This window comes from Frigoribacterium salinisoli (assembly GCF_054781095.1).
On record NZ_BAAGVB010000002.1, the window covers coordinates 400277 to 425291 of the forward strand.

Annotated in this window: 23 protein-coding genes; 12 read left to right on the plus strand and 11 right to left on the minus strand. The window is 73.4% G+C overall.

All coding sequences use genetic code 11. The features are described from left to right. Window positions 1-65: 65 nt before the first annotated feature. The 3 genes from purL to purS all read right to left on the minus strand — a co-directional run bounded on the left by purL (window position 66) and on the right by purS (window position 3468). Entirely contained in the window at window positions 66-2378 is a 2313-nt protein-coding gene (purL, locus tag ACYVHQ_RS07795) for a phosphoribosylformylglycinamidine synthase subunit PurL (RefSeq protein WP_460511888.1), read from the minus strand. A 131-nt stretch (window positions 2379-2509) separates the two neighbouring features. Continuing rightward, window positions 2510-3205 (minus strand): phosphoribosylformylglycinamidine synthase subunit PurQ, encoded by a 696-nt coding sequence (gene purQ / locus ACYVHQ_RS07800; RefSeq protein WP_460511765.1) that lies wholly within the window; start codon window positions 3203-3205, stop codon window positions 2510-2512. Next, complete coding sequence (gene purS, locus ACYVHQ_RS07805; protein WP_460511767.1) at window positions 3205-3468, minus strand: phosphoribosylformylglycinamidine synthase subunit PurS; 264 nt, start codon at window positions 3466-3468, stop codon at window positions 3205-3207. The genes purQ and purS overlap by 1 nt, the downstream gene beginning before the upstream one ends. A gap of 127 nt (window positions 3469-3595) precedes the next feature. Between purS and ACYVHQ_RS07810 the strand changes: the two genes are divergently transcribed. Next, window positions 3596-4519 (plus strand): ribokinase, encoded by a 924-nt coding sequence (locus ACYVHQ_RS07810; RefSeq protein ID WP_460511769.1) that lies wholly within the window; start codon window positions 3596-3598, stop codon window positions 4517-4519. A 48-nt stretch (window positions 4520-4567) separates the two neighbouring features. Here the strand turns inward: ACYVHQ_RS07810 and ACYVHQ_RS07815 are convergent, their stop codons facing one another. Beyond that, a complete protein-coding gene (locus ACYVHQ_RS07815) occupies window positions 4568-5923 on the minus strand; it encodes a GAF domain-containing protein (protein WP_460511771.1) in 1356 nt (451 codons plus the stop codon). 268 nt (window positions 5924-6191) lie between these two features. On the opposite strand from ACYVHQ_RS07815, the gene ACYVHQ_RS07820 reads away from it, so the two are divergent. Both ACYVHQ_RS07820 and ACYVHQ_RS07825 read left to right on the plus strand, forming a co-directional pair. Then, window positions 6192-6707, plus strand: coding sequence for a Fur family transcriptional regulator (locus tag ACYVHQ_RS07820; RefSeq protein WP_460511773.1), 516 nt, complete (start codon window positions 6192-6194; stop codon window positions 6705-6707). Window positions 6708-6843: 136 nt separating this feature from the next. Continuing rightward, the gene (locus ACYVHQ_RS07825) at window positions 6844-8343 is read left to right on the plus strand and encodes a catalase (protein ID WP_460511775.1); all 1500 of its coding nucleotides are present in this window, start codon (window positions 6844-6846) and stop codon (window positions 8341-8343) included. Window positions 8344-8697: 354 nt separating this feature from the next. Here the strand turns inward: ACYVHQ_RS07825 and ACYVHQ_RS07830 are convergent, their stop codons facing one another. From ACYVHQ_RS07830 to purD, 3 genes are all read right to left on the minus strand, one after another. Beyond that, entirely contained in the window at window positions 8698-9267 is a 570-nt protein-coding gene (locus ACYVHQ_RS07830; protein WP_460511777.1) for a GNAT family N-acetyltransferase, read from the minus strand. 104 nt (window positions 9268-9371) lie between these two features. Beyond that, the gene (locus ACYVHQ_RS07835) at window positions 9372-10274 is read right to left on the minus strand and encodes a phosphoribosylaminoimidazolesuccinocarboxamide synthase (RefSeq protein WP_460511779.1); all 903 of its coding nucleotides are present in this window, start codon (window positions 10272-10274) and stop codon (window positions 9372-9374) included. Further along, the gene (gene purD / locus ACYVHQ_RS07840) at window positions 10271-11539 is read right to left on the minus strand and encodes a phosphoribosylamine--glycine ligase (protein WP_460511781.1); all 1269 of its coding nucleotides are present in this window, start codon (window positions 11537-11539) and stop codon (window positions 10271-10273) included. Before purD ends, ACYVHQ_RS07835 begins: the two co-directional genes overlap by 4 nt. Before the next feature lie 89 nt (window positions 11540-11628). Between purD and ACYVHQ_RS07845 the strand changes: the two genes are divergently transcribed. Both ACYVHQ_RS07845 and ACYVHQ_RS07850 read left to right on the plus strand, forming a co-directional pair. Beyond that, complete coding sequence (locus ACYVHQ_RS07845) at window positions 11629-12015, plus strand: sterol carrier family protein (RefSeq protein WP_460511783.1); 387 nt, start codon at window positions 11629-11631, stop codon at window positions 12013-12015. Between the two features lie 97 nt (window positions 12016-12112). Further along, complete coding sequence (locus tag ACYVHQ_RS07850; RefSeq protein ID WP_460511785.1) at window positions 12113-12610, plus strand: hypothetical protein; 498 nt, start codon at window positions 12113-12115, stop codon at window positions 12608-12610. Between the two features lie 537 nt (window positions 12611-13147). On the opposite strand, the gene ACYVHQ_RS07855 is transcribed toward ACYVHQ_RS07850, so the two are convergent. The 3 genes from ACYVHQ_RS07855 to purF form a co-directional block, all read right to left on the minus strand. Further along, on the minus strand, window positions 13148-14722 hold the full coding sequence (locus tag ACYVHQ_RS07855) for a transporter (protein ID WP_460511787.1): 1575 nt from the start codon (window positions 14720-14722) through the stop codon (window positions 13148-13150). Then, window positions 14704-15528, minus strand: a complete 825-nt coding sequence (locus ACYVHQ_RS07860; RefSeq protein ID WP_460511789.1) for an ABC transporter ATP-binding protein — start codon at window positions 15526-15528, stop codon at window positions 14704-14706. Before ACYVHQ_RS07860 ends, ACYVHQ_RS07855 begins: the two co-directional genes overlap by 19 nt. A gap of 88 nt (window positions 15529-15616) precedes the next feature. Then, window positions 15617-17074: an amidophosphoribosyltransferase gene (gene purF, locus ACYVHQ_RS07865; RefSeq protein WP_460511791.1), complete on the minus strand. Its 1458-nt coding sequence runs from the start codon at window positions 17072-17074 to the stop codon at window positions 15617-15619. A 71-nt stretch (window positions 17075-17145) separates the two neighbouring features. Between purF and purM the strand changes: the two genes are divergently transcribed. Then, window positions 17146-18270: a phosphoribosylformylglycinamidine cyclo-ligase gene (gene purM / locus ACYVHQ_RS07870; RefSeq protein ID WP_460511793.1), complete on the plus strand. Its 1125-nt coding sequence runs from the start codon at window positions 17146-17148 to the stop codon at window positions 18268-18270. A 235-nt stretch (window positions 18271-18505) separates the two neighbouring features. On the opposite strand, the gene ACYVHQ_RS07875 is transcribed toward purM, so the two are convergent. Next, window positions 18506-18697 (minus strand): DUF3073 domain-containing protein, encoded by a 192-nt coding sequence (locus ACYVHQ_RS07875; RefSeq protein ID WP_460511795.1) that lies wholly within the window; start codon window positions 18695-18697, stop codon window positions 18506-18508. A gap of 151 nt (window positions 18698-18848) precedes the next feature. Here ACYVHQ_RS07875 and ACYVHQ_RS07880 point away from each other — a divergent pair, with 151 nt between their 5' ends. From ACYVHQ_RS07880 to ACYVHQ_RS07905, 6 genes are all read left to right on the plus strand, one after another. Continuing rightward, window positions 18849-19949 carry an FAD-dependent oxidoreductase gene (locus ACYVHQ_RS07880; protein ID WP_460511798.1) on the plus strand — a complete coding sequence of 367 codons (1101 nt, stop codon included), beginning with the start codon at window positions 18849-18851 and terminating at the stop codon, window positions 19947-19949. Between the two features lie 101 nt (window positions 19950-20050). After that, complete coding sequence (locus ACYVHQ_RS07885; RefSeq protein WP_460511800.1) at window positions 20051-21589, plus strand: tyrosine-protein kinase domain-containing protein; 1539 nt, start codon at window positions 20051-20053, stop codon at window positions 21587-21589. Then, a complete protein-coding gene (locus ACYVHQ_RS07890; RefSeq protein ID WP_460511802.1) occupies window positions 21589-22221 on the plus strand; it encodes an arsenate reductase/protein-tyrosine-phosphatase family protein in 633 nt (210 codons plus the stop codon). Before ACYVHQ_RS07885 ends, ACYVHQ_RS07890 begins: the two co-directional genes overlap by 1 nt. Further along, complete coding sequence (locus ACYVHQ_RS07895; RefSeq protein WP_460511803.1) at window positions 22221-23180, plus strand: beta propeller repeat protein; 960 nt, start codon at window positions 22221-22223, stop codon at window positions 23178-23180. The genes ACYVHQ_RS07890 and ACYVHQ_RS07895 overlap by 1 nt, the downstream gene beginning before the upstream one ends. A 246-nt stretch (window positions 23181-23426) precedes the next feature. After that, entirely contained in the window at window positions 23427-24134 is a 708-nt protein-coding gene (locus ACYVHQ_RS07900; protein WP_460511805.1) for a hypothetical protein, read from the plus strand. Continuing rightward, a complete protein-coding gene (locus ACYVHQ_RS07905; RefSeq protein WP_460511807.1) occupies window positions 24124-25002 on the plus strand; it encodes a polysaccharide pyruvyl transferase family protein in 879 nt (292 codons plus the stop codon). The genes ACYVHQ_RS07900 and ACYVHQ_RS07905 overlap by 11 nt, the downstream gene beginning before the upstream one ends. Window positions 25003-25015: the final 13 nt, after the last annotated feature.

Sequence of the window (25015 nt, forward strand, 5' to 3'; positions counted from 1 at the left end):
TCCTGCCCCACGATCGAGCCCCTCCCGGGTGTCCGGGAGGGGCTCGGGCGCAGCGCCGGGCGGGCTCAGCCGATCGTGGCGCCGAAGCGGGCCGGCAGCGTGCCGCGGTGCGTCTCGCGCAGCTCGTCGAGGCCGACCGTGAAGGCGTCCTGCACCTCGAGGGTGCCGCTCTCGGCGTCCGTGACGCCGATGCGGGCGACGGGGTAGCCGCGCCCCTCGCAGAGGCCGCGGAACTTCACGTCGTCCTCGCGGGGCACCGAGACGATCACGCGCCCGGTCGACTCGCTGAACAGCGCGGTGGCCAGGTCGACGCCGTCGCGCTCGACGATCTCGCCGAGGAACACCCGGGCACCGACGCCGAAGCGCAGCACGCCCTCGGCGAGGGCCTGGCCGAGGCCGCCGTCGCTGAGGTCGTGCGCGCTCGTGACGATCTGCTGGTCGGCCGCGGCGTGCAGCAGGCCGGCGAGGCGACGCTCGGCGTCGAGGTCGACGGCGGGCGGGCGACCGCCGAGGTGGTCGTGCACGACGCCGGCCCAGGCCGAGCCGTCGAGCTCGAGCGCGGTGGTGCCGAGCAGGTAGAGGTTGTCGCCCTCGTCCTGCCAGCCCGAGGGCACGCGCTTGGCGACGTCGTCGACGACGCCGAGCACGCCGACGACGGGCGTCGGGTGGATCGGGGTCGTGCCGGTCTGGTTGTAGAACGACACGTTGCCGCCGGTGACCGGGATCTCGAGCTCGAGGCAGGCGTCCGAGAGGCCCTCGACGGCCTGCGCGAACTGCCACATGACCTCAGGGTCCTCGGGGGAGCCGAAGTTGAGGCAGTCGGTGACGGCGACCGGCACGGCCCCCGTGACGGCGACGTTGCGGTACGCCTCGGCGAGGGCCAGGCGCGCGCCCTGCTTCGGGTCGAGCTGGCACCAGCGGCCGTTCGCGTCGGTGGCGATCGCGAAGCCGAGGCCGCTCTCCTCGTCGACGCGGACCATGCCGCCGTCGTCGGGGAACGACAGCGCCGTGTTGCCGAGCACGTAGGTGTCGTACTGGTTCGTCACCCAGCTCTTGTCGGCGAGGTTCGGCGAGCCCAGGAGGCGCAGGAACTGCTCGCGCAGCTCGTCACCGGTCTCCGGGCGGGCGAGCCCGGAGGCCGTGTCGGCCTGCAGCGCGTCGATCCAGGAGGGGTAAGCGACGGGGCGCTCGTAGACGGGACCGTCGACCGCGACGGTGCGCGGGTCGACGTCGACGATGCGCTCGCCCTGCCAGTCGATGACGAGGCGCCCGGTGTCGGTGACCTCGCCGAGCACGCTGGTCTCGACGTCCCACTTCGCCGTGACGGCGAGGAACGCGTCGAGCTTCTCGGGCGCGACGACGGCCATCATGCGCTCCTGGCTCTCGCTCATGAGGATCTCCTCCGCCGTGAGCGTGGGGTCGCGCAGCAGGACGTCGTCGAGCGAGATGTACATGCCGCCGTCGCCGTTCGAGGCGAGCTCGCTCGTCGCGCAGCTGATGCCCGCGGCGCCCAGGTCTTGGATGCCCTGGACCAGCTCGTCGCGGAACAGCTCGAGGCAGCACTCGATGAGCACCTTCTCGGCGAACGGGTCGCCGACCTGCACCGCGGGGCGCTTCGTGGGGCCGCCCGACGAGAACGTGTCGGACGCGAGGATCGACGCGCCACCGATGCCGTCGCCTCCTGTGCGCGCCCCGAACAGCACGACCTTGTTGCCGACGCCGCGGGCGTTGGCGAGGTGGAGGTCCTCGTGGCGGAGCACGCCGACGCTGAGCGCGTTGACGAGCGGGTTGCCCTGGTACACCGGGTCGAAGATCGTCTCGCCGCCGATGTTGGGCAGGCCGAGGCAGTTCGCGTAGAAGCTGATGCCGCCGACGACCCCGTCGACCACGCGGGCCGTGTCGGGGGCGTCGATGTCGCCGAAGCGCAGCTGGTCCATGACGGCCACCGGGCGGGCGCCCATCGAGATGATGTCGCGGACGATGCCGCCGACGCCGGTCGCGGCGCCCTGGAACGGCTCGATGTAGCTCGGGTGGTTGTGCGACTCGACCTTGAAGGTGACCGCCCAGCCGCCGCCGACGTCGACGACGCCGGCGTTCTCGCCCATGCCGACCATGAGGTTCTTCGTCATCGCGGGCGTGACCTTCTGCCCGAACTGGCGGAGGTAGACCTTGCTCGACTTGTACGAGCAGTGCTCGCTCCACATGACCGAGTACATCGCCAGCTCGCCGCTCGTGGGGCGGCGGCCGAGGATCTCCTTGATGCGCGCGTACTCGTCGGCCTTGAGGCCGAGGGCCGCGTACGGCTGCTCCTTGTCGGGCGTGGCCGCCGCGTTCGCCACCGTGTCGGGCACGTGGCCCCCGGTGCGGACGTCGATCATCTCGGCGTCGGCGCCGTGCGAGCCGGTGTCGGCACCCGTCGCGAGCTCGGGACGCGTGGTCGCGGCGGCGGCGGCGGCGGCGGCGGAATCGGAGCCGGAGGAGGCGGGGGTGGTCGGGTCGGTCGTGTCGCTCACTTGGCGAGGGCCCTCTCGATGACGGACGTGAAGAAGGTGAGGCCGTCGACGCCGCTCGCCATGGCGGCGGCGGTGTCGGGGCCGAAACCGGGCTCGGTGGCGTGCTCGGGGTGCGGCATGAGGCCCACGACGTTGCCGCGGGCGTTGGAGACGCCGGCGATGTCGTCGACGGAGCCGTTCGGGTTGACCCCGACGTAGCGGAAGGCGACCTGGCCCTCGCCCTCGATGCGCGCGACGGTCTCGGCGTCGGCGACGAAGCGGCCGTCGGCGTTCTTGAGGGGGATCGTGATCTCCTGCCCCTCGGTGAAGCCGGCCGTCCAGTCGGTGCCGGCGTTCTCGACGCGCAGCACCTGGTCGCGGCGGATGAACTGCTGGTGCGCGTTGCGCGTGTGCGCGCCGGGGATCAGCCGCGCCTCGGCGAGCATCTGGAAGCCGTTGCAGATGCCGAGCACGGGCACGCCCTTGCCGGCGGCGTCGACGACCTCGGTCATGATCGGCGAGCGGGCGGCGATGGCCCCGGCGCGCAGGTAGTCGCCGTAGCTGAAGCCGCCGGGCAGGACGATCGCGTCGACGCCCTGCAGGTCGTGGTCGCCGTGCCAGAGCGCGACGGGCTCGGCGCCGGCGAGGCGGACGGCGCGCTGCGCGTCGCGGTCGTCGAGCGAGCCGGGGAAGGTGACGACGCCGACGCGCATCAGCGGGCGGGCGTCGCGTCGAGCACCGACACCTGCACGACGTCCTCGATGACGGCGTTGGAGAAGAGCTCCTCGCCGAGCTCGCGCAGCTCGGCGAGCACCTCGTCGGTGACCTCGCCCTCGACGGTGACCTCGAAGCGCTTGCCGATGCGCACGTCGGTGAAGCGGCTCCGGCCGAGCCGGGAGAGGGCCCCGGCCACGGCCTTGCCCTGGGGATCGAGCAGTTCGGCCTTCGGCATGACCTCGACGACGACGGTGGGCACGGGCTCTCCTAGCGTTGGCTGCGGGGGGTGCTCCGAGTCTAGGGGACCGGCCGTGCGCGGCCGGGGGCGCTCGTGGGCCTCCGGGGCGTCCGGTCGCGGCGCCGGGGGCGCGGGGCAGGATGGTCGCATGAGCACTGCAGGAGCGCGCGTCGCCGTCGTCGGATCCGTCAACCTCGACCTGGTCGCCCGGGTGCGGTCGTTCCCCCGGGCGGGCGAGACCGTCCTCGGCTCCGACTACGAGGAGGTGCCGGGCGGCAAGGGCCTCAACCAGGCGCTGGGCGCCGTGCGGCGGGTGCCCACGTCGCTCGTCGCGGCGGTCGGCGACGACGCCGTGGGCGACCGGGTCGTGGCCGCCGCCGCCGGGCACGGGCTCGACGTCGAGGGCGTGCACCGGGCACCGGGCCTCACCGGGCGGGCGCTGATCACGGTCGAGCCCGACGGCGAGAACGTCATCGTCGTGGCCCCGCTCGCCAACGACGCCCTCGAGCCCGCGCACGTGCGCGCCGAGCTCGACCGCACCGGGCCCGACGCCGTCCTCGTGCAGCACGAGGTCGCGACGGCCGTGCTCGACGAGGCCGCCGCGTGGTGCCGCGAGCACGACGCCCGCTTCGTCTTCAACGTCAGCCCCGTGCGCGACGTCCCCGCCGAGCTGCTCGCGGCCGGCGACCCGCTCGTCGTCAACGCCGCCGAGGGCCTCGCCGTGCTGCGCGCCGCCGAGGCGCGACGGCCGGTCGGCACGCCGGGCGAGCGCACGGCGGGCCGCGAGGGCGGGGCCTGGCGGCCCGCCGACGTGGCCGGTCGCCTGGTCGAGCACGCGCGCAGCGTCGTCGTCACGGCAGGAGGCGCGGGCGCCTTCGTCGCGGACTCCGACGGGGTCCGGCACGTGCCGTCCACGACCCGTGTGGTCGCGCTCGACACCACGGGCGCGGGCGACGAGTTCGCGGGCGTGCTCGCGGCCGAGCTGGCGGGCGGGGCGACCCTGCACGACGCCGCCTCCGCCGCGAACGAGGCGGCCGGGGCCCTCGTCCAGGTGCCGCGCTCGGAGCGCTGAGCCGGGCCTCCTGCGCGGCTCAGTGCTGAGCCGGTCCTCCCGTGCGGCTCAGTGCTGCTCGAGGGCCGCGCGCTCCTCGGCCTCGCGCCGGGCCCGACGCGTCAGCGGGGTCGCGGCGGGCGCGACCTGCTCGTACGTCTGCAGCTCGGCCTCGGCGCGCTGCGCGAAGGCGCGCAGGCGGTCGGCCGAGATCGACGAGGCCCGCCGCGGCCGCACGCCGTGCAGGCAGAACGACCCGATGGCCTCGCCCGTCGAGGCGTGGATCGGCACGCCCGCGTAGAACCAGCCGTGGTTGACGTCGAGGTAGGGGTTGTCGGCGAAGCGCTCGTCGCGGCGGGCGTCGGGCACGACGACGAGGTCGTCCTCCGCGACCGTCACCTCGCAGAACGACAGCTCGCGCGGGATCGACGTCGGCAGGACGTCGGTGTTCATGCCGTACCAGAGGCGCGACCCGTCGAGCAGGCTGACCACCGCGACGTCGACGCCGAACTCGCGCTCGGCCTCCTTCGCGAGCTGCTGCAGCGTCTCCGAGCCGCCCGTGGCCGCCTGCTCGACGAGGCGCCGACCGCCGCTCCAGGCGAAGTCGCGGCCGGGCAGCGTGCGCTCGAGCCGCTCGTCGGGCTCGCCGCGACGCACCCGGTCGAGCACGGGAGCCACGTGCTCGGTGACGAGGTCGGCCCAGCGCCGGTACGTCTCGGGCGAGCCGTGCGGCGAGCCCTCGCGGCGCAGGCCGGCCGGCAGGCGGAAGTACGTCAGGTCGGCCTCGACGGCCAGGCGGGCCGTGATGGCGTTCATGCGCTCGGCGTGGCGTTCGGCGAGGCGCCCGGGCACGGCGTCGAAGGCCTGCACCGACCGCACGGGCGGCACGCCGACGAGCACGGCGCGGGCCGTGGGGTGCACGCGACGACGGACGGTCGCCACCAGGGTGCGCAGCTCGCGCTCCCACACGTCGAGCGGCGTGAGGCGCACGGCGTCGTTCATGCCGACCATCACCACGACCGCGTCGTACAGGCCGAGGTCGGTGTCGCCGAGCCAGGCGCGGGTCGACTCGAGGCTCATCATCTCGTCGCCGACCAGGTCGACCGAGCAGGGGCGGCCCGTGGTCGCGGCCGAGGCCCGGGCGAGGGCGCCGACGAGCGAGTCGGCGTGCGTCGCGACGCCCCAGCCGTGCGCGGGGCCGTTGCCGACGATGAGGACGGTGTCGGCGGCGGGGTCGTCGGAGCGCGACGACGGCTCGTCGCGCGGCGAGGTCACGTGCCGCGACCGCTTCAGCCACCACAGGTACCAGAGGCGCATGAGCGGTCGGAGCCGCTCGTAGGGGCGCGCCTCGGTGCTGCTGCCGGCGTCGCCGGGACCGCTGGTGGTGCTGCCGGTGGTGGTGCTGGTGTCGACCGTCCTGGTCACGTGGTGCTCCTCGGGTGCCTCGCTCGAGCCGCCGTGCGGCGGTCGTCCCCCGCGCTCGACGGTATCCGGGCGGCTGCCACGGCCGCTCGCCCCAGTTGGAGGGCGCACCGGGCGGTCCAGGTGGCCGACGGGCCCGTCGCGGCGGCGCGTCGCGGCGGCCCGTGGCGGCGGCCCGCGTCGGCGTGCCCGCCGGTCCGGGGGCGACCGCGACGCGCCGCACGACCGCCCGTTGTTGTGAACCGTTCACGATTGGTGGTTGACTGTCCTCGTGACCGACATCGACGACGCGGACCGCTCCGCCCTCAAGGCCGCCGGCCTGCGGGTGACGGAGCAGCGCCTCGCGGTGCTCCGGGCCCTCGACGGGCAGGCGCACGCGTCGAGCGACGAGGTGCACGCCCGCGTCGTCGAGGTCCTGCCGCGCACCGCGCTGCAGGCCGTCTACGTCGTGCTCGCCGCCCTCACCGGGGCGGGCCTCGTGCGCCGCATCGAGCCCGCCGGCTCGCCGGCCCGCTACGAGAAGCGCATCGGCGACAACCACCACCACGTGGTCTGCACCGTCTGCGGCAGCGTCTCCGACGTCGACTGCGTCGTCGGGCACGCACCGTGCCTGACGCCCTCGAACGACGCCGGCTTCGTCGTGCAGACCGCCGAGGTCACCTTCTGGGGCCTCTGTCCGCGCTGCGCCGCCGGCGACGGCGAGACCGCCGACGAGCCGGACGACGCGCTCGCCGACGAGCCGGGCGACGCGCTCGCCGACGAGCCGGAGGTCGTGGTCGCGCGCTGAGCGCCCGTCCTGCCCGCCCCGCCCCGGCCTCCTGCCCCGAAGGGCCCGCCCGACCGACGGGCCGGTCCCGCGTGCCCGCACGCGCCCTACGACCCCGCCGACCCCTGAACCGCACCAGCACCACGAAGGAGCAACCGTGACCGACCGACCGATCACCACCACGAACCAGGGCGCACCCGTCGCCAGCGACGAGCACTCGCAGAGCGTCGGCCGCGACGGCGCCATCGCGCTGCACGACCACTACCTCGTCGAGAAGCTCGCCCAGTTCAACCGCGAGCGCGTCCCCGAGCGCGTCGTGCACGCCAAGGGCGGCGGCGCGTTCGGCACCTTCACCACCACGGGCGACGTCTCGGCCTACACGCGCGCGGCGCTGTTCCAGCCCGGCGTCGAGACCGAGATGCTCGCGCGCTTCTCGACCGTCGCCGGCGAGCAGGGCAGCCCCGACACGTGGCGAGACCCCCGCGGCTTCGCGCTGAAGTTCTACACGAGCGAGGGCAACTACGACCTCGTGGGCAACAACACCCCGGTGTTCTTCATCCGCGACGGCATCAAGTTCCCCGACTTCATCCGCTCGCAGAAGCGCCTCCCCGGCACCCACCTGCGCGACCACGACATGCAGTGGGACTTCTGGACCCTCTCGCCCGAGTCCGCCCACCAGGTCACCTGGCTCATGGGCGACCGCGGCCTGCCCGGCTCGTGGCGCCACATGGACGGCTTCGGCTCGCACACCTACCAGTGGATCAACGCCCAGGGCGAGCGCTTCTGGGTCAAGTACCACTTCAAGACCGACCAGGGCATCGAGATCCTGAAGCAGGAGGACGCCGACCGCATCGCGGGCGAGGACGCCGACTTCCACCTCCGCGACCTCTCCTCCGCGATCGACCGCCGGGAGTTCCCGACCTGGAAGCTCTCGGTCCAGGTCATGCCCTACGGCGACGCCGCGACCTACCGCTTCAACCCCTTCGACCTGACGAAGGTGTGGCCGCACGAGGACTACCCGCTCGTCGAGGTCGGCACCATGGAGCTCAACCGCAACCCCGAGAACTACTTCGCCGAGATCGAGCAGGCCGCGTTCGCGCCCTCGAACTTCGTGCCCGGCATCGCGGCCAGCCCCGACAAGATGCTGCTCGCCCGCATCTTCAGCTACGCCGACGCGCACCGCTACCGCGTGGGCACCAACCACGCGCAGCTGCCCGTCAACGCGCCGAAGAACGAGGTGCACTCGTACTCGAAGGACGGCGCCATGCGCTTCGACTTCCAGAAGTCCGAGGTGCCCGTGTACGCGCCGAACTCGCTCGGCGGCGCGCACGCCGACCCGCAGGTCGCCGGCGACACCGGCGGCTGGGAGAGCGACGGCGAGCTCGTGCGCTCGGCGGCGACGCTGCACGCCGAGGACGACGACTTCGGTCAGGCCCGCACCCTGTACTCCGAGGTGCTCGACGACGACGCCCGCGACCGCCTCGTCGCGAACATCGTCGGCCACGTGTCGAAGGTCACCCGCCCCGAGCTGCTCGAGCGCGTCTTCGAGTACTGGACGAACGTGCACCCCGAGCTCGGCATGCGCGTCCGGGCGGGCGTGCGCCCCTCGGCGCCCGGCTCGGACGAGGAGCCCACGGCCGTCGGCGTCGGGGCGTAGTCCCGCTCGGCGGGCGGGGCCGGCCGAGCGGGGCTACCCGCCCGGCCGCGACGCACCCGCCCGTGGTGCGCGGGAGGCGCGTCGTCCCGACCAGGACGGCGCGCCTCCTGCGCGTCCCGCCCCGCCCGGCTGCCGCCGCCCCGCCCCGCCCTGCTGCCGCCGTCGCCGTCGCCGCTCCAGCTCGTGGGCGCAAAAGGCGACCAGCGCGGGCGGGTGCGCCGTGCGCAGGGGGCTCCTGGCGGCGTGTCCGAGTCCGGTGGTCGCGTTCGGCGCCGAACGCGACCGTGCGTGCTCGTGCAGGGTGGTCCGTCCGGTCGCCGCACCGGCGCGGCGCGGGCGCGGGCGCGGGCGCCCTCAGACCATCTGCCCGTTCCAGTGCAGGTCGCCGGACGGCCACGCGTCGAGCGCCGAGGCGACCTCGCGCACGAGCCAGCCCTCGTCCTGGCTCACGAGCACGCCCGCCCCGTCGGCGCTGAACGCCGTGAAGTGGCCGGTCACGCCCTCGAGCGGCAGCCACCCGGCACGGCGGTAGAAGCCCTGCGTCCCCTCGCCCGTCTCGAGCAGGCCGAACTGGCAGCCCAGCGCGCGCAGCGCGTCGTCGACGTGCCCGAGCAGCTCCCCGCCGAGCCCGGTGCCCTGGAGGCGCGGCGAGACCGCGACCATGCCGACGGCCGTGACGAGCAGGTCCTCCCCGCCGACCGTCACGAACTGGCGCCGGAGGCCCGCGTGCGCCACGACGACGTCGTCCACCGTCGCCAGGACGCGTCGTTCGGGCTGCATGCCCGCCCAGCTGCGGGCGCCCAGGTACCAGTGGTCGTACGACGGGAACGCCTGGGCGAGCAGCGCCGTGATGGCCTCGTGCTCGTCGAGCGCGAGCTCACCCTCGGCGACGGTGCGGAACGTGGGCTGCGGTGCGGAGTCCATGGGCCCACGCTACGCGGCGGGGTGCTGCGGGCGCGGGCGCGGTTACGTGCGCGGCCGCGTGCTGCGGGTGCGGGCACGTGCGCGGGCACGGGCGCGGCGCCCCGTCAGGAGGTGAGGCGCTCGACGAGCTCGCGGTAGCGGCCGGCGGTGCGCTCGACGACGTCGTCGGGCAGCTCGGGCGGGACGCCCTCGCCGTCCCAGTGGTCGCGGAGCCAGTTGCGCACGATCTGCTTGTCGAAGCTGGCCGTGCGGTCGCCCGCGGCGGTGGCCGTGGCGTCCCAGTAGCGGCTGCTGTCGCTCGTGAGCACCTCGTCGCCGAGACGGATCTCGCCGGTGGTGCGGTCGGCCCCGAACTCGAACTTCGTGTCGGCGAGCACGACGCCGTGGGCCTCGGCGACGGCGGACGCGCGGCGGTAGAGGTCGAGCGACCGGTCGCGGAGCTCGGCGGCGGTCTCGGCGCCGACGAGCTCGACGGTGCGCTCGAAGGAGATGTTCTCGTCGTGGTCGCCGAGCTCGGCCTTGAACGCGGGCGTGTAGATCGGCTCGGGCAGGCGGTCGCCGTTGCTCAGGCCTGGTGCGAGCTCGATGCCGCACACGGTGCCGTGCTCGGAGTACTCCAGCCAGCCGCTGCCCACGAGGTACCCGCGCACGACGGCCTCGACGGGGAACATGTCGAGGGGCCTCACGAGCATCGCGCGGTCGCGCACCTCGGCCGGGACGGCGACGTCGGCGGTGGTCGGGTCGAGGAGGTGGTCGGGCACGTCGAGCTGGTCGAACCACCACAGGCTGAGCTGGGTCAGGAGAGCGCCCTTGCCGGGGATCCCCGGCTCGAGCACGTGGTCGAAGGCGCTCACCCGGTCGCTCGCGACGACGAGCAGGTGCTCGGTGTCGGCGAGGGTGGCCGCGTCACCGACGGCACCCTCGACCGGGGCGGGCACGTAGAGGTCGCGGACCTTGCCGGAGTAGGCGTGCACCCAGCCGGGCAGCTCGCGGGGCGCGTCGGTCACCGGGCGACCCGCTCGGCGATGTCGCGGCGGTGCTGGCCGCCCTCGAGCCGCACGTGGCCGAGGGCCTCGTAGGCGCGGGCACGGGCGGCGGCGAGGTCGTCGCCCTCGCCCACGACGCTGAGCACGCGCCCGCCGGTGGCGATGAGCTGGTCGTCGAGGGTCGCGGTCGCCGCGTGGTCGACGTGCACGCCGGGCACCGCCGCGGCCTCGTCGAGGCCGGTGATGGCCCGGCCGCTGACGACGGCCTCGGGGTAGCCCTCGCTCGCGAGCACGACCGTGACGGCGGCGTGCCGCGAGAAGCGGGGCCACTCGTGCTCGCCGAGCGTGCCGGTCGCCGCGGCGAACAGCAGCCCGCTGAGCGGCGTGCTCAGGCGGGGCAGCACGACCTGCGTCTCGGGGTCGCCGAACCGGGCGTTGAACTCGATGACGCGCACGCCCTGCTCGGTCAGCACGAGGCCGGCGTAGAGCAACCCGATGAAGGGCGTGCCCTCGGACTCGAGCTGGCGCACGGTGGGCGTCGCGACGGTGTCGAGCACCTCGTCGACGAAGTCCTTCTCGCTGCCGAAGCGGTCGGCCAGCCAGGGCAGCGGCGAGTAGGCGCCCATGCCGCCCGTGTTGGGGCCCTCGTCGCCGTCGTGGAGGCGCTTGAAGTCCTGGGCGGGTGCCAACGGCACGACGGTGTGGCCGTCGCTGAGGAAGAAGAGCGACACCTCGGGGCCCTCGAGGTGCTCCTCGACGAGGACCGGGCCGTGCTGCAACCAATAGGTCGCGTGGTCGACGGCGTGCGCGCGGTCCGTCGTCACGACGACGCCCTTGCCGGCCGCGAGCCCGTCGGCCTTCACCACGTAGGGGGCGCCGAAGTCGTCGAGCACGCCGACGGCCTCGTCGAGCGTGCCGACCCGCGTCGCACGGCCGGTGGGGACGCCCGCGGCGTCCATGATGCGCTTCGCGAACGTCTTGCTGCCCTCGAGCGCCGCGGCCTTCTTGCCCGGACCGAAGACGGGCACCCCGCGCGTGCGGAGGGCGTCGGCGACGCCCGCGACGAGCGGGGCCTCGGGGCCGATGACGACGAGCTCGACGTCGTTCTCGAGCGCGTACTCGGCGACGACGGCGCCGTTCGACGGGTCGAGGTGGACAACCTCGACGTCGGCGGCGATGCCGGCGTTGCCCGGGGCGGCGACGATCTCGTGCCCCGCGTCCTCGCGGAGCAGGGCGGTGATGATGGCGTGCTCACGAGCACCGGAGCCGAGGACGAGGATTCGCACGGGGCCACCCTACCCATCGGCGGGGGCGCGGCCGAGGGCGGGGGAGGGGTGCGCCTCCTGCCTGGGGACGACGGGGCTACCGTGGAGGGATGGCCAGGGCGAGGATCGACGGGACCGCGGGGGCCGCCGCCGTGCGCGCCGTCCTCGTGGCGACCGACGGGGGCGGCACCGCCGACCGCCCCACGACGGCCACGGCCGTGCGCTACCTGCTCCAGGTGCTCGCCGACCGCGAGCCGGGCGCGACCGTCGAGGTGAGGGTGCCGCCGTTCGGGGCCGTGCAGTTCCGCGAGGGGCTGAGCCACACCCGGGGCACGCCGCCCAACGTCGTCGAGACCGACGCGGCCACCTTCGTCGCGCTCGCCACCGGGCGCGCGACCTGGCAGGAGGCGCGCGCGGGCGGGTCCGTCTCGGCCAGCGGCAGCAGGGCCGACCTCACCGGTTACGTGCCCGTGCGCTGGGAGCTGCCCGCGGGCTGACGGTCGTGCCGCGGACCCGCGGCCGGCGCGGCGGCGGGGCCCACGCCCACGGCGAACGCCCACGCGGCCTCCTGCCCCGAGCTGGGAGGATGGGTGCGTGAGCACCCCCTCCGACCCCGCCGCCCGCCCCGACGACCCCCGGTCCGCCGCGCCGCGCCCGCCCGTGCCCGGCATCGGCGACGAGTCGGCGGCCGCCGGCGTCCCGCTCGCGGCGCAGGTCCCCGGCGACGCGACGCCCGCAGGAGGCCCGACCACCGCCCCCGAGGAGGCCCCCGCCCGCGAGGAGGTCGCCGATCGCGACGAGGTGACCGTCCGCCGCGCCCCCAAGGTGCCCGTCTTCCTCGCCATGGGTGCCCTGGCGGGTCTCGTCCTCGCGGTCGTCGTGACGATCGCGTTCCCCTTCCAGGTGGGCGAGGGCGCCGGGTCCACCCTCGGCTACATGGCCCTCTGGGGCGTCGTCGTCGGCATGCTGGTCGGCGGTGTCGTCGCCCTCGTGCTCGACCGCCGCGCGAGCGCGCGCGCCCGCCGTTTCTCGGCCGAGCGGCGCCGGGCCGAGGCCGAGCCGCCCGTCGTCGAGGGCGACCTCGAAGGGTAGCGCGCGCGTCCTGCGGGAAGGGCGGACCTCGGGCCGGCACGGTTGCCTGCCGGGTCTGCGGGGACGGCTACTTGTCGGGCCTGAGCCTCCTCCCAGGACCGGCCGACGCCTCCTGCCGGGCGGGCCCGTGACCCTCGCGGTCACCGGCGCGGGCCGCCTGTCGGTACCGGCCCTGCGCCTCCTGTCGGAACCTGCCCGGCGAGCCCGGATCCGTGTCGTCCGGTGCCGAACGCGACCGACGGGGCCCGCCCCGCCGCCCACGAGTGGGTACGGGCGGCGTGTCGAGGGCGATCTGTCGCCATGTGCGCCCAGGGACCGGGGAGGCGGACCGGGACCCGTGCCTCCTGCGACCACGCCCCCGTGCCGTTCGGCGCCGGACGCGACCGACCGGGGACGACGCGCCGCCTCCGGTCGGGCGCGTACGGCAGATCGGCCGCTGGTGGTCGCCTTTTCCGACCAGGGCGGGGGCCGCCGGGCCCGGTCGTGCGGGACCGCCCCGGCCGCGGGACCGCCCCGGCCGCGGGCCCGCCCCCGCCCCTACGCCCCCTGGGTGCGGCGGAGGCTGGCCAGCAGCTCCGGTCCGCGGCGGTCGAGCATCGCGCCGCCGCGGCGGACGCCGACGACGCAGAGCACCCCGCCGAGCACGATGCCCAGGACCAGCGCGGCGAGCCCGAGCCACAGCTCGCCCGTGACGACGGCGGCGACGCCGAGCGCGATCTCGGGTGCCGAGAGCGCGAACACGATCGCCCAGGCGGCGTACATGCCGAGCTGCGACTTGAACGTCGACCCGGGCGGCGTCTTGAAGGGGCTCTCGCCCGCGGCGGGCACGGGCATGAGGAACCGCGTCGACGCGACGCTCGACACCCCGAACCCGGTGAGCAGGAGGCCGAGGGCGATCCCGAGGAGGGCGGGCACGTCCGCCCCCCGGCCGAGCAGCACGAGCGGCACGACCGTCGCGAGCACGACGGCCGGCACCGAGAACAGGCCCAGCGTGAGGACGCGCCCCGCGCGGTCGGCGGCGCCGTCGAGCCCCGTGGACAGGTGCGCCGCGAACGCGGTCCCGTCGTAGGAGATCTCGGCGCAGAGGGTGATGCCGAGCACGGCGCCGAAGAGCGGGCCGAGGGCGACGAGGAACCAGTCCGATCCGGTGACCGACAGGAAGACGCCGAGCACGACGAGCACGGGCAGTGCCACGAGCGAGCCGCCGTAGCGGGGGTCGCGCAGCCAGTAGACGGCGGTGCGGGCGGCGACCGCGCCGGTGGGCGTCGCCGGGAACAGCCCGAACGCGCCGAGGCCCTTGGCCCGGCTCGAGCCGCCCGACGAGGGCGGCGCCGCGACGAGCGACACCGCCAGGGCGCGCCGCCAGAGCAGCAGCAGCACGCCGAGCGTCGCGAGCGCGATGCCGGTCTTGGCCAGTGCCGCCCCGCCGTCGCCGAGGGCGAGGTCGCCGGGGATCGACCAGACGGCGCCCAGGGGCGTCCACGACACGGTCTCGGCGATGCTCGGCAGGTCGTCGACGATGCTCGCGACCGACCCGCCGACGACCGCGATGAGCGGGCCGAGCAGCAGGACGGGCACGAAGACGACGACGCCCATCACCTCGCGGTAGCGGCGGCCGGAGGCGAGCGAGGCCCCCACCGACTCGAGCGCCCGCGACGCGGTCACGCAGGTGAGCGCGCCCAGCAGGGCCGCGAAGGGCGCCGCGAGCATCGCGACGGGCTCGCCGATCCAGCTGAGGGTGGTCGAGAGCGACGCGAACAGCGTGACGAGGCCGGGCACGCCGAGCAGCCCGACGACGAGCAGGGCGACCAGGAGGCGCTGGGGCGGGATCGGGAACGAGCGCAGCTTGGCCACGCTGAGCGACTGGTCGAAGCCGCGGAGCAGCAGTGGCACGACGAGCCAGCCGAGCACGAGCAGGGCGCCGGCGAGCACGGCGACGGCACGGCCCCACTCGGCGTCGGCGAAGGACAGGCCGACCATGGCGACCACGATGCCGGCGAGCAGGCCGAGGCCGTAGAGGGCGCCGATGACGGCCCCCACCAGCTGCCAGGTGCTGCGTCGGAACCCGTTGAACAGGAGGCGGAAGCGCAGCCTCAGGAGGTGTGCAACCACGAGGGCCCCTCGTTGTGCTGGCGGCCGCCGACGAGCTCGACGAAGCGGTCCTCGAGCGTGGAGCCGGCGCGCACCTCGTCGGTCGTGCCCGCCGCGAGCACGCGCCCGGACGCCACGACGGCGACGTGGTCGCACATCCGCTGCACGAGGTCCATGGAGTGGCTCGACACGATGACCGTGCCCCCGCCGCGCACGTAGCCGGCGAGGATGTCGCGGATGTTCGCCGCCGACACCGGGTCGACGGACTCGAACGGCTCGTCGAGCACGAGCAACCGCGGCGCGTGCACGAGGGCGCAGGCCAGGGCGATCTTCTTCGTCATGCCGGCGGAGTAGTCGACGACGAGCGTGCCGCCCGCCGAGCGCAGGTCGAGCAGGTCGAGCAGGTCGCCCGTGCGCTGCGCGACGGTGTCGCGGTCCATGCCGTTGAGGAGCCCGTGGTAGGTCACCAGCTGCTCGCCCGTGAGCCGGTCGAACAGGGCGACGCCGTCGCTGAGCACGCCCACGAGCGACTTCGCCTTCACGGTGTCGCGCCACACGTCGGTGCCGAGCACCGTGATCGTGCCCGCGTCGGGGCGCAGGAGTCCCGTGGCCATCGACAGGGTCGTGGTCTTGCCGGCTCCGTTGGGCCCGACGAGGCCGTAGAACGACCCCGTGGGCACCGTGAGGTGCAGGTCGTCGACGGCCACCTTCTGGCCGAAGGCCTTGCGCAGGCCGCGGATCGCGAGGGCGGGGGCGCCGGAGGTCGTGGTCGGGTCCGGCGCGCCCCCGGGCGCCGGTACGACAGGTCCAGGTGCAGCGTCGCTCATGTCACCCAGACTAGGGAGTGCGGGGGTCCGGCCGCACCCGTCGTCCGACGGAGGCGCGGGCGCCGGAGCGGCCCCGCGCCTCCTGCGCTCAGCTGAGCTGGGTCGCCTCGACCCAGGCGAGGTACTCGGGGCTCACCGTGCCCGTGACGTACTCGCCCGTGAAGCAGCTCATCTCGAGCTCGGTCACGTCGCTGCCGTCGATGATCGCCGAGCGCAGGTCGTCCACCTCTTGGTAGATGAGGTGGTCGGCGCCCAGCTCGCGCGCGATCTCGGGGATCTTGCGGTCGTGCGCGATGAGCTCCTGCCGCGTGGGCATGTTGATGCCGTACACGTGCGGGTAGCGCACCGGGGGAGCGGCCGACGTGAACGTCACCTTCGCGGCGCCCGCGGCACGCGCCATGTCGACGATCTCGCGCGACGTGGTGCCGCGCACGATCGAGTCGTCGACGATGAGGATGTTCTTGCCCTTGAACTCGCTGCTCATCGCGTTGAGCTTCTGGCGCACCGACCGCTTGCGCTCGCCCTGTCCCGGCATGATGAAGGTGCGGCCCACGTAGCGGTTCTTGTAGAAGCCCTCGCGGTACTCGATGCCGAGCTTCTGCGCGACCTGCATCGCGGCGGGCCGCGACGAGTCGGGGATCGGCATGACCACGTCGATGTCGCCCAGGGGCGCGTACGTCGCGATCGTGTCGGCCAGCTTGTCGCCCATGCGCAGGCGCGCGTCGTAGACCGAGATGCCGTTCATCACCGAGTCGGGCCGTGCCAGGTAGACGTACTCGAAGGCGCACGGCACGAGCCTCGGCGACGCGGCGCACTGCCGCGACACCATCTCGCCCGAGAGCGAGACGAAGACCGCCTCGCCGGGCGCGACGTCGCGCACGACCTCGTAGCCGCCCGACTCGAGCACGAGCGACTCGCTCGCGACGATCCACTCCTCCTTGCCGGAGTCGGTGGTGCGGCGGCCGAGGACCAGCGGGCGGATCCCGAACGGGTCGCGGAACGCCAGGAGGCCGTGGCCCGCGATCATCGCGATGGCCGCGTACGAGCCCTGGACCCGCTCGTGCACCCGCGAGACGGCCGCGAAGACCTGGTCGGGGTCGAGCTCGGTGCCGCCCACCTGCGCCTGCAGCTCGTGCGCGAGCACGTTGACGAGCAGCTCGGTGTCGCTGTTGGTGTTGAGGTGCCGGCGGTCGACGTGGAACAGCTCGCTCGTCAGCTCACGGGTGTTCGTGAGGTTGCCGTTGTGCACGAGGATGATCCCGTAGGGGGCGTTCACGTAGAACGGCTGCGCCTCTTGCTCGTTCGTCGCCGCGCCCCGGGTGGCGTAGCGCACGTGGCCGAGGCCCATGGTGCCGAGCAGGGCCCGCATGTCACGGGTGCGGAACGCCTCGCGCACCTGCCCCTTGGTCTTGTGGATGTGGAAGACGCCGCCCTCCGCGGTGGCGATGCCGGTGCTGTCCTGGCCTCTGTGCTGCAGGAGGAGGAGCGAGTCGTAGACGAGTTGATTGGCGGGCTCGTGCGCGACGAGGCCGACGATGCCGCACATGCGGATCTGGCTCCAGACCGTAGAGTTGGGGTGACCGCAGCAGTCTGCCACGCCACCGAACGGATGAACGAATGGTGACCTCACCCGCCGCCTCGAGCAGTGCCTCCTACGCCGCAGCGGGGGTCGACACGGCCGCCGGCGACCGGGCGGTCGAGCTCATGAAGGCCGCCGTGTCGGCGACGCACGGTCCGGGCGTCGTCGGGGGCGTCGGCGGGTTCGCCGGCCTGTTCGACGTGTCGTTCCTCAAGGGCTACGACCGGCCGCTGCTGGCCACCTCCACCGACGGCGTCGGCACCAAGGTCGCGATCGCCCAGGCGCTCGACAAGCACGACACGATCGGGCAGGACCTGGTGGGCATGGTCGTCGACGACATCGTCGTCGTGGGCGCGCGGCCCCTCGTCATGACCGACTACATCGCCTGCGGCCGCGTGGTCCCCGAGCGGATCGCGAGCATCGTCGAGGGCATCGCCCGGGCCTGCTCCGCCACGGGCACCGCCCTCGTCGGCGGCGAGACCGCCGAGCACCCCGGCCTGCTCGGCCCCGACGACTACGACGTCGCCGGCGCCGCGGTCGGCGTCGTCGAGGCCGACCGGCAGCTCGGCCCGCACCTCGTGCGCGACGGCGACGTCGTCCTCGCGATGGCCTCCTCGGGCGTGCACTCCAACGGCTTCTCGCTCGTGCGGCACGTGCTCGCCGAGCGCGGCCTCGGTTGGGGCGACGTGCTCCCCGAGCTCTCCGGCACGATCGGCGAGGCGCTGCTCGAGCCCACCCGGCTCTACACGTCGCCGCTGCTCACCGTCCTCGACGACGGCCTGCTCGACGGCGCCGTGCACGCCCTCAGCCACGTCACGGGCGGGGGCATCGCGGCGAACCTGGCGCGCGTCCTGCCGCAGGGCGCGTGGGCCGAGCTGGACCGTGCCTCCTGGTCGCCGCTGCCCGTGTTCCGCGTGCTCAGCGACCTCGCCGGTTCGACGCTCGAGTCGAGCGAGGGCACCTGGAACCTCGGCATCGGCATGATCGCCGTCGTCGACGCCGCGCGCGCCGACCAGGTCGCCACCGCGCTGCGCGTCGCCGGCATCGACACCTGGCAGGTCGGCACCGTCTCGACCGCGGCGCGCGACCTCGACGGGTTCGAGCAGGGCGCCAAGGGCGTCGACGGCGGGGCCGTGCGGCTCGTCGGGGCGTACGCGGGCTGAGCCTCGCGGCGCCGCGCCCCGCGCGCCTGGAACCACCTCTCTGACCGGGAACCGGTCATCGCACTGGTTCCCGGTCAGGCCGGTGGTCCGCGGGCCGGTGCCCTCGCCGTGCGCCTGCCCGCTGCGCCGGTGCCGCACGACGGCAGCACGACGAAGTCCAGGTCACCTCAGGGTGACCTGGACTCCATCGTTCAGTGCTGCTGCTGTTCGGCGATCGGTGCCGGACGGACGTGCGTCAGGCGGACTTGTCGTGCCCGTGCGCCTGTTCGTCGTCGTAGTCGTCGGCCCACTTGTCGACGAACTCGTCGCCGCTCTCGCTCTTGCTCGCGAGCTCTCGCTCGAGCGCACCGTAGTTGGTGTCGGGGCTGAAGTACTTCAGCTCGCGAGCGACCTTGGTGTGCTTCGCCTTTTGACGGCCGCGCCCCATGCGTGACCCCCTCGTTGTTCAGGCCCGGAAACGGTGTCGGACGAACCGGGGACTACCGACAGGTGACAGTGGAAAAACTGCGGCTGATCCTATCATGTACCCCGACGAGCACCGACCCCGGGACGGGGTCGCGGCACGCCATGATGGGCAGGTGAGCGAGACCAGCGCCGCTGAGCGTACCCGTGTCGTCGTGGTGGGCGCTGGGCAGGCCGGGCTCTCGGTCGCGTGGCACCTGCGGCGCCTCGGCCTCGAGCCCGGACGCGACCTGGTGGTGCTCGACCGCGGCCCGGGCGCAGGAGGCGCGTGGCAGCACCGGTGGGCATCGTTGCGGCTCGGCGCGGCGCACCGCGTCGCCGACCTGCCGGGCATGTCCGAGCTCGGCCTGAGCTTCGACACGGCCGCAAGGGACGAGCCCGCGCGCGACGTCGTGGCGCGGTACTACGCCCGCTACGAGGACGCCTTCGGCCTGCGCGTGCGGCGCCCGGTGGAGGTGACCCGGGTCGCCGACGCGGCCGACGGCGGGGGCGGGCTCCTCGTGTCGGCGACCGGGGCCTCCGGACCGCTCGTCACCGAGGTGCTCGTCAACGCGAGCGGCACCTGGGGTGCACCGTTCGTGCCCACGGTCCCGGGGCGAGGGGCGTTCCGCGGGCGGCAGCTGCACACGGCCGAGTGGCGGGACGCGTCGGACCTGCGCGGCCTGCGCGTCGTCGTCGTGGGCGGCGGCACGAGCGCGGTCGGGCACCTGCTCGACCTCGAGGGCGTGGCGGCGTCGACGACCTGGGCGACGCGGCGCCCCGTGCACTGGCACGAGGGGACGGAGCTCGGCGTCGCGCAGGCCGTGGCGGCCGTCGCCGAACAGGACCGGGCCGCCCGTGCCGGTCGCCCGCTGCCGAGCATCGTCGCCGGCACCGGGCTCTGGCTGACGCGGGCGGCGGCCGCGGCTCGGGAGCGCGGCGTGCTCGTCGACCGCCCGATGTTCACGCGCGTCGAGCAGGAGGCCGTGGTCTGGCCCGACGGCACGAGGACGCCCGTCGACGCGATCGTCTGGGCGACCGGCTGGCGCGCCGAGCTGCGCCACCTCGCCCCCCTCGGCCTGCGCGGGCTGGAGGGCGGCGTCCCGGTCGAGGGCGGCGTGGCCCTCCGCGACCCGCGCGTGCTGCTCGCCGGGTACGGTCCCCAGGCGTCCACGATCGGCGCCTCCCGTGCCGGGCGGCGCACCGCGCGAGCCGTGCTCGCCCGCCTCGACGCCTGACGCGCCGCGGGCCCCCCCTTCGCGGTACCCCTGGGGTGCACGGAGCCCCGTTCCTCGGAGACGGCGCCTCCATGTGTCAAGATGGTGTCGGGCTCAGGGGAGTGGTCGAGCCGCAGCGGCATTCGTCGCGCAGCGACCACCCGGGCTTTCTCGGGGGTCTTGATGTCGCCGAGCACCCGACCGTCGACAGGAATAGAGGCCGCCGCATGGAGCTGCGTGACTACATCAGGATCGTCCGCAAGGGTTGGATGATCATCGTGGCGGTGATGCTCGTCGGCGTCGCGGCAGCCGGTCTGGCGACCCTGGCGGCAACGCCAAAGTACACCGCCTCGACCCAGCTCTTCGTCAGCGTTCAGTCGTCGGAGTCCTCGAGCGCCAGTGACCTGGTCCAGGGCTCGAGCGCCGCGCAGCAGAAGGTCCGGTCGTACGTCGACGTCGTCACCAGTCGCAGCGTGCTCTCCCCGGTCATCGACGAGCTGGGGCTCGCGGTCACCCCGCAGCAGCTCGCCGATCAGATCAACGCCGAGACTCCTACCAACACCGTCCTCATCGACATCACGGTGCAGGACACGGATGGCGAGAGGGCAGCCGAGATCGCCAATGCCGTCGGCGCGAGCTTCGCGTCAGTCGTCGTCGACGAGCTGGAGTCCCCGACGGGTGGCGGTCCGAGCCTCGTCAAGATCGCGACCGTCGAGCCCGCCATCTCCGCCACGACGCCCTCATCTCCCCGTCCGCTGATCAACATCGCGCTCGGCCTGCTCGCGGGCCTCGCGCTCGGCGTCGGTGCCGCCGTGCTCCGCAGTACCCTTGACACCCGGATCCACGGCCTGGACGACATCAAGACCGTCACCAGCGCTCCGATCCTGGGTGGCATCAGCTTCGACCCCGACGCGAAGCGAAAGCCCCTGGTGGTGCACGTCGATCCCCGCAATCCGAGAGCCGAGTCGTTCCGGTCCCTGCGGACGAACCTGCAGTTCGTCAATCTCGACGGAGGTTCTCGCTCCTTCGTCGTGACCTCTTCGCTGCCGAGTGAGGGCAAGACCACCACGACGTCGAACCTCGCCATCGCTCTCGCTGAGAGCGGAGCCTCGGTCGTCGTCGTCGATGGAGACCTCCGCCTGCCCCGTCTCGCCGAGACGATGGGCCTGGAAGGCGCAGCAGGCCTCACCGATGTCCTCATCGGGCGAGCAGATCTCGAGGACGTCATGCAGCCCTGGGGTCGAGGACGCATGTTCGTGCTCCCCGCCGGGCAGGTGCCGCCCAACCCGAGCGAACTCCTCGGGTCGAAAGCGATGGTCGAGCTGCTCGAACGCCTGACGACGGGTTTCGACTACGTGGTCATCGACGCTCCGCCGCTCCTGCCCGTCACAGACGCCGCCATCCTGTCCAAGCTCACGGGTGGCGCCCTCGTGGTGGCGGCAGCAGGCCGTACACGTCGCACGGAGCTGGAGTCCGCGCTCCGGAACCTCGACCACATCGGCAGCACCGTGCTGGGCATCGTCCTCACCATGCTCCCCACGAAGGGCCCCGACTCCTACGGGTACGGCAACTACGGCCACTACTACGGCATGGACCAGGACGACGTGCAGTCGTCGACGTCGACGCCTCAAGGTTCAGCTCGATCGAAGGCGCGCAGCTGATGACGGCGTCGGTGTTCCGGATCCTGACCGTCTGCACGGGCAACATCTGCCGTTCGCCGCTGGCCGAGCAGTACCTGAGAGTGGGGTTGGAGTCCAAGTTCGTCGAGGGCATCGTCCTCGAGAGCGCGGGCACCGATGCCCGTGACGGGCAGCGCATGCCTGACCAAGCGCAGGCGCTCTCGCGTCGCTATGGCGCGGTCCCGGACGCGCACGAGGCTCGCTTCCTCATGGAGGGTCACATCGCCCAAGCGGACTTGGTCCTCGTGATGGGTCGCGAGCACCGTCGCGCCGTGGTGTCCCAGTTCCCTCGGGCCTCGCGCTACACCTTCACGCTGCGGGAGTTCGCCCGGTTGGCCGAGGGGATGGTCACGACCGACCTCGATGCAGCGGCCGCGTTGCCGATCGACGACGTCAAGGGCCGCCTCAGGGAAGCGGTCATGGCTGTTGCGAGTCGCCGCGGAACGGTCGAGGGCCCCGACAGCCCCCTCGACGACGACGTCGTCGATCCCTATCGCCGCTCGGACGAGGTCTACGAGGAGTCGGGACGACAGCTGGTGCCTGCGGCGGACGTCGTCATCCAGCTCCTCGCCGTCGCCGCGCGGCTCCGGACTGGAGAAAGTGAGGGCGAGTGATGGCTCGTCGACCGAAGCAGGCCAAGCGTCGCGGTACGCGTTCGTGGAAGCCCCTCGTCATAGCAGGCCTCGTCGTGTTCCTGATCTTCGACGTGGCACTCGTCGCGCACGTGCTCCTGCGGCCCGACGAGGGCGCAGCATCGGCCGAGGCCGTGAGCCCGCCCGAGGCGCTGCCCGAGGAGTCGGAGGCCTCGACGACGCCTGAGCCTACGGAGCCGCCCCGCCCGCTCGCCCCGCCGGAGTCGTTCTTGTCCGCCGTGAACTCCCAGACCGCGTACCGGGCCGCCACCGGCGACTGCGGAGCGGGTAGCTCGACGGTCCTCGAGAAGACCGACGACGGTGGCGCCACGTGGAGCGCCTCTGCCGTCAGCACGGACATGCACTCGGTCACCCGACTGCAGGCCGTCACTGCCGACTACGCCTACCTGGTCGGGCTGAGCGGTCCCTCGTGCACCCTCGACCTGACAGCGACCTACACCTCGGGGCAAGGCTTCGGCGCCTATCCCGAGCGTCTGCCGGCGACCTGGCGGTTGTCGTCCGTCGAGAACGGCGAGCTCAGCTCGCCCTCCCGCGTGGACGTCGCCCCCTGCGAGTCCATCGTCAGTCTCGCTCCGAGGACCGACTTGGCCGCGGGCGTGCTCTGCTCCGACGGCGCCCTGATGACGACGGCCGACGGTGGGGTGACGTGGAGTCCCGGCGTGCAGGTCCCCTACGCCGTCTCGGTGAGCTCCACGGACCAGACCTATGTCCTGGCCATCGCGGGCTCGCCCGCCTGCGACGGCGTGGGCGTCCTGAGGACGGTCGGGGACGCGTCCGCCACGACGGCCGCGCTCAGCGGCTGTGCCGCCGACCTCGACCCGACGGCGTCGAGCATCGTCGTCGCCGCCGCGCAGGAGTCCGTATGGCTCTCGGACGGCACCACGACGCGGGTCTCGGTCGATTCTGGGGCGTCGTTTTGACGGGCGGTCTGCGGCAGACGGATCGGCGGCGCTGATGGGTCACCCCGCAGTCCCGTCAGCCGCGCGATGAGGATCACGGCACTCGGCGGCATCGTCAGGCGGATGCGTGCGGAGGCCCTCGGAGCGTCGAAGACGGTCTTCTACGCGGCCCGCAACCGGCTGTCGCGGTCACCTGTGACCGGGACCGCACCCGTGGTCGTGTCGCTGACGACGTACGGGGCACGGTTCCGCAACGTGCACCTGGTCGTGGAGTCGATCGGGCACGGCACCGTGAAGCCACGGCGAGTCCTGTTGTGGCTCGATGAGGACCAGTTCTCACTGCCACGACCGAGCGTGCTCCGCCGCCTCGAGCGCCGTGGGCTCGAGGTCTGTCTCGCGGCGGACCTCGGCCCGCACAAGAAGTGGTTCGGCGTGGTGGACGGACGGAACGAGCACGACGACCTCCCGCTCGTGACCGCGGACGACGACGTGTTCTACGCGCGCGACTGGCTGCGCGCCCTCGTCGACGCCCATGTGCGCGAACCCCACTCGGTCATGGCGCACCGCGTGCGCCGTCTGCGCTTCGACGGAACCGATCTCGCGCCCTACTCCACGTGGCGGATGGCGCCGTCCGGCTCGAGGTCATTCGCGAACTTCTCGACCGGTGTGGGGGGCGCGCTCTATCCGCCCGCTGTCCTGGCGGCCCTCGCGAAGGGCGGACTCGCTTTCCTCACGTGCGCTCCCAGGGCGGACGACGTCTGGTTGCACGCCACGAGTCTGAGGGCTGGCGTTCCCACGAGGCACGTCCTGGGCCGAGGGACCGCGATGATCGTGCCGGTCCGAGGCGCAGGCGGAGGCGGTCTCCTCGACTCCAACGTCGGGGGCGGCGGCAACGACGACCAGATCCGGGCGACCTACGGCGCTCAGGACCGACACGACCTCGCGCACGCCCTGGAGGAGCACGATGACCACTGAGATCGCCGTCCACTGGTGGAGTCCGCGTCATTCCCCACGCTTGTTCCTGCGAGAGCTCAAGGACCACGGCATCGCATGGACCGCGCTTCGGTCGCCCCTCTCCCGTGCCATGACCAATTTCGGGGATGCCTTGAACGAGGTGCTCCTCGCCCGGGTCACTGGTGCCCGCGTGCGGTGGGCGCCCTTGGGGAGCGAGGACGTCGTGGCCATCGGTTCCGTCCTCGTCCCGTACCTGACGCAGGGTGGGGTCGGCCTCATCTGGGGGAGCGGTCTCAATCGTGAGGTGACGGCCCAGGAGAGATCAGCCCTCGACCCCGCAAAGGTCCTTGCGGTCAGAGGACCGGGCACGGCGCGGGCGCTCGCTGTTCCTGATGGGACGCCGCAAGGAGACCCGGGGCTCCTGACCAGGTCGTTCGCGGACGGTCGCAGACGCTCAGGGGCCATCGTCATCCCGCACTTCACTGTTTTCCAGTCCGCTGGTGCGAGGTCGCGGCTGCGTCAGCTCGCAGCCGCCGGTTACCGCGTCGTGCCACCCACGACGGACCCCCTCGACATGATCGATGCGATCCAGGGGGCAGAGCAGGTGCTCACATCGGGCATGCACGGGCTGATCCTCTCGCACGCCCTCCGTACGCCCGCACGTCTCATCAGCCTCGCCGAGACCGCGCCCGCGGCTCCCGCGTTCAAGTACCGCGACTACTTCTCGTCCGTGGGGAGACCTGCTCATCTCATCCCTTATCAGGCCTTCCTCGACGACGACGAGCGTCGCGTCCAGCACGACGCCGCTGTCGAGGAGTCCGAAGCCGTCGACGCTTCGGTGGACGACCTCGTCGAGGGGCTGCACAGGGCGGTGGAGCCGCTCCGCTAGCGTGGGCGAAGCG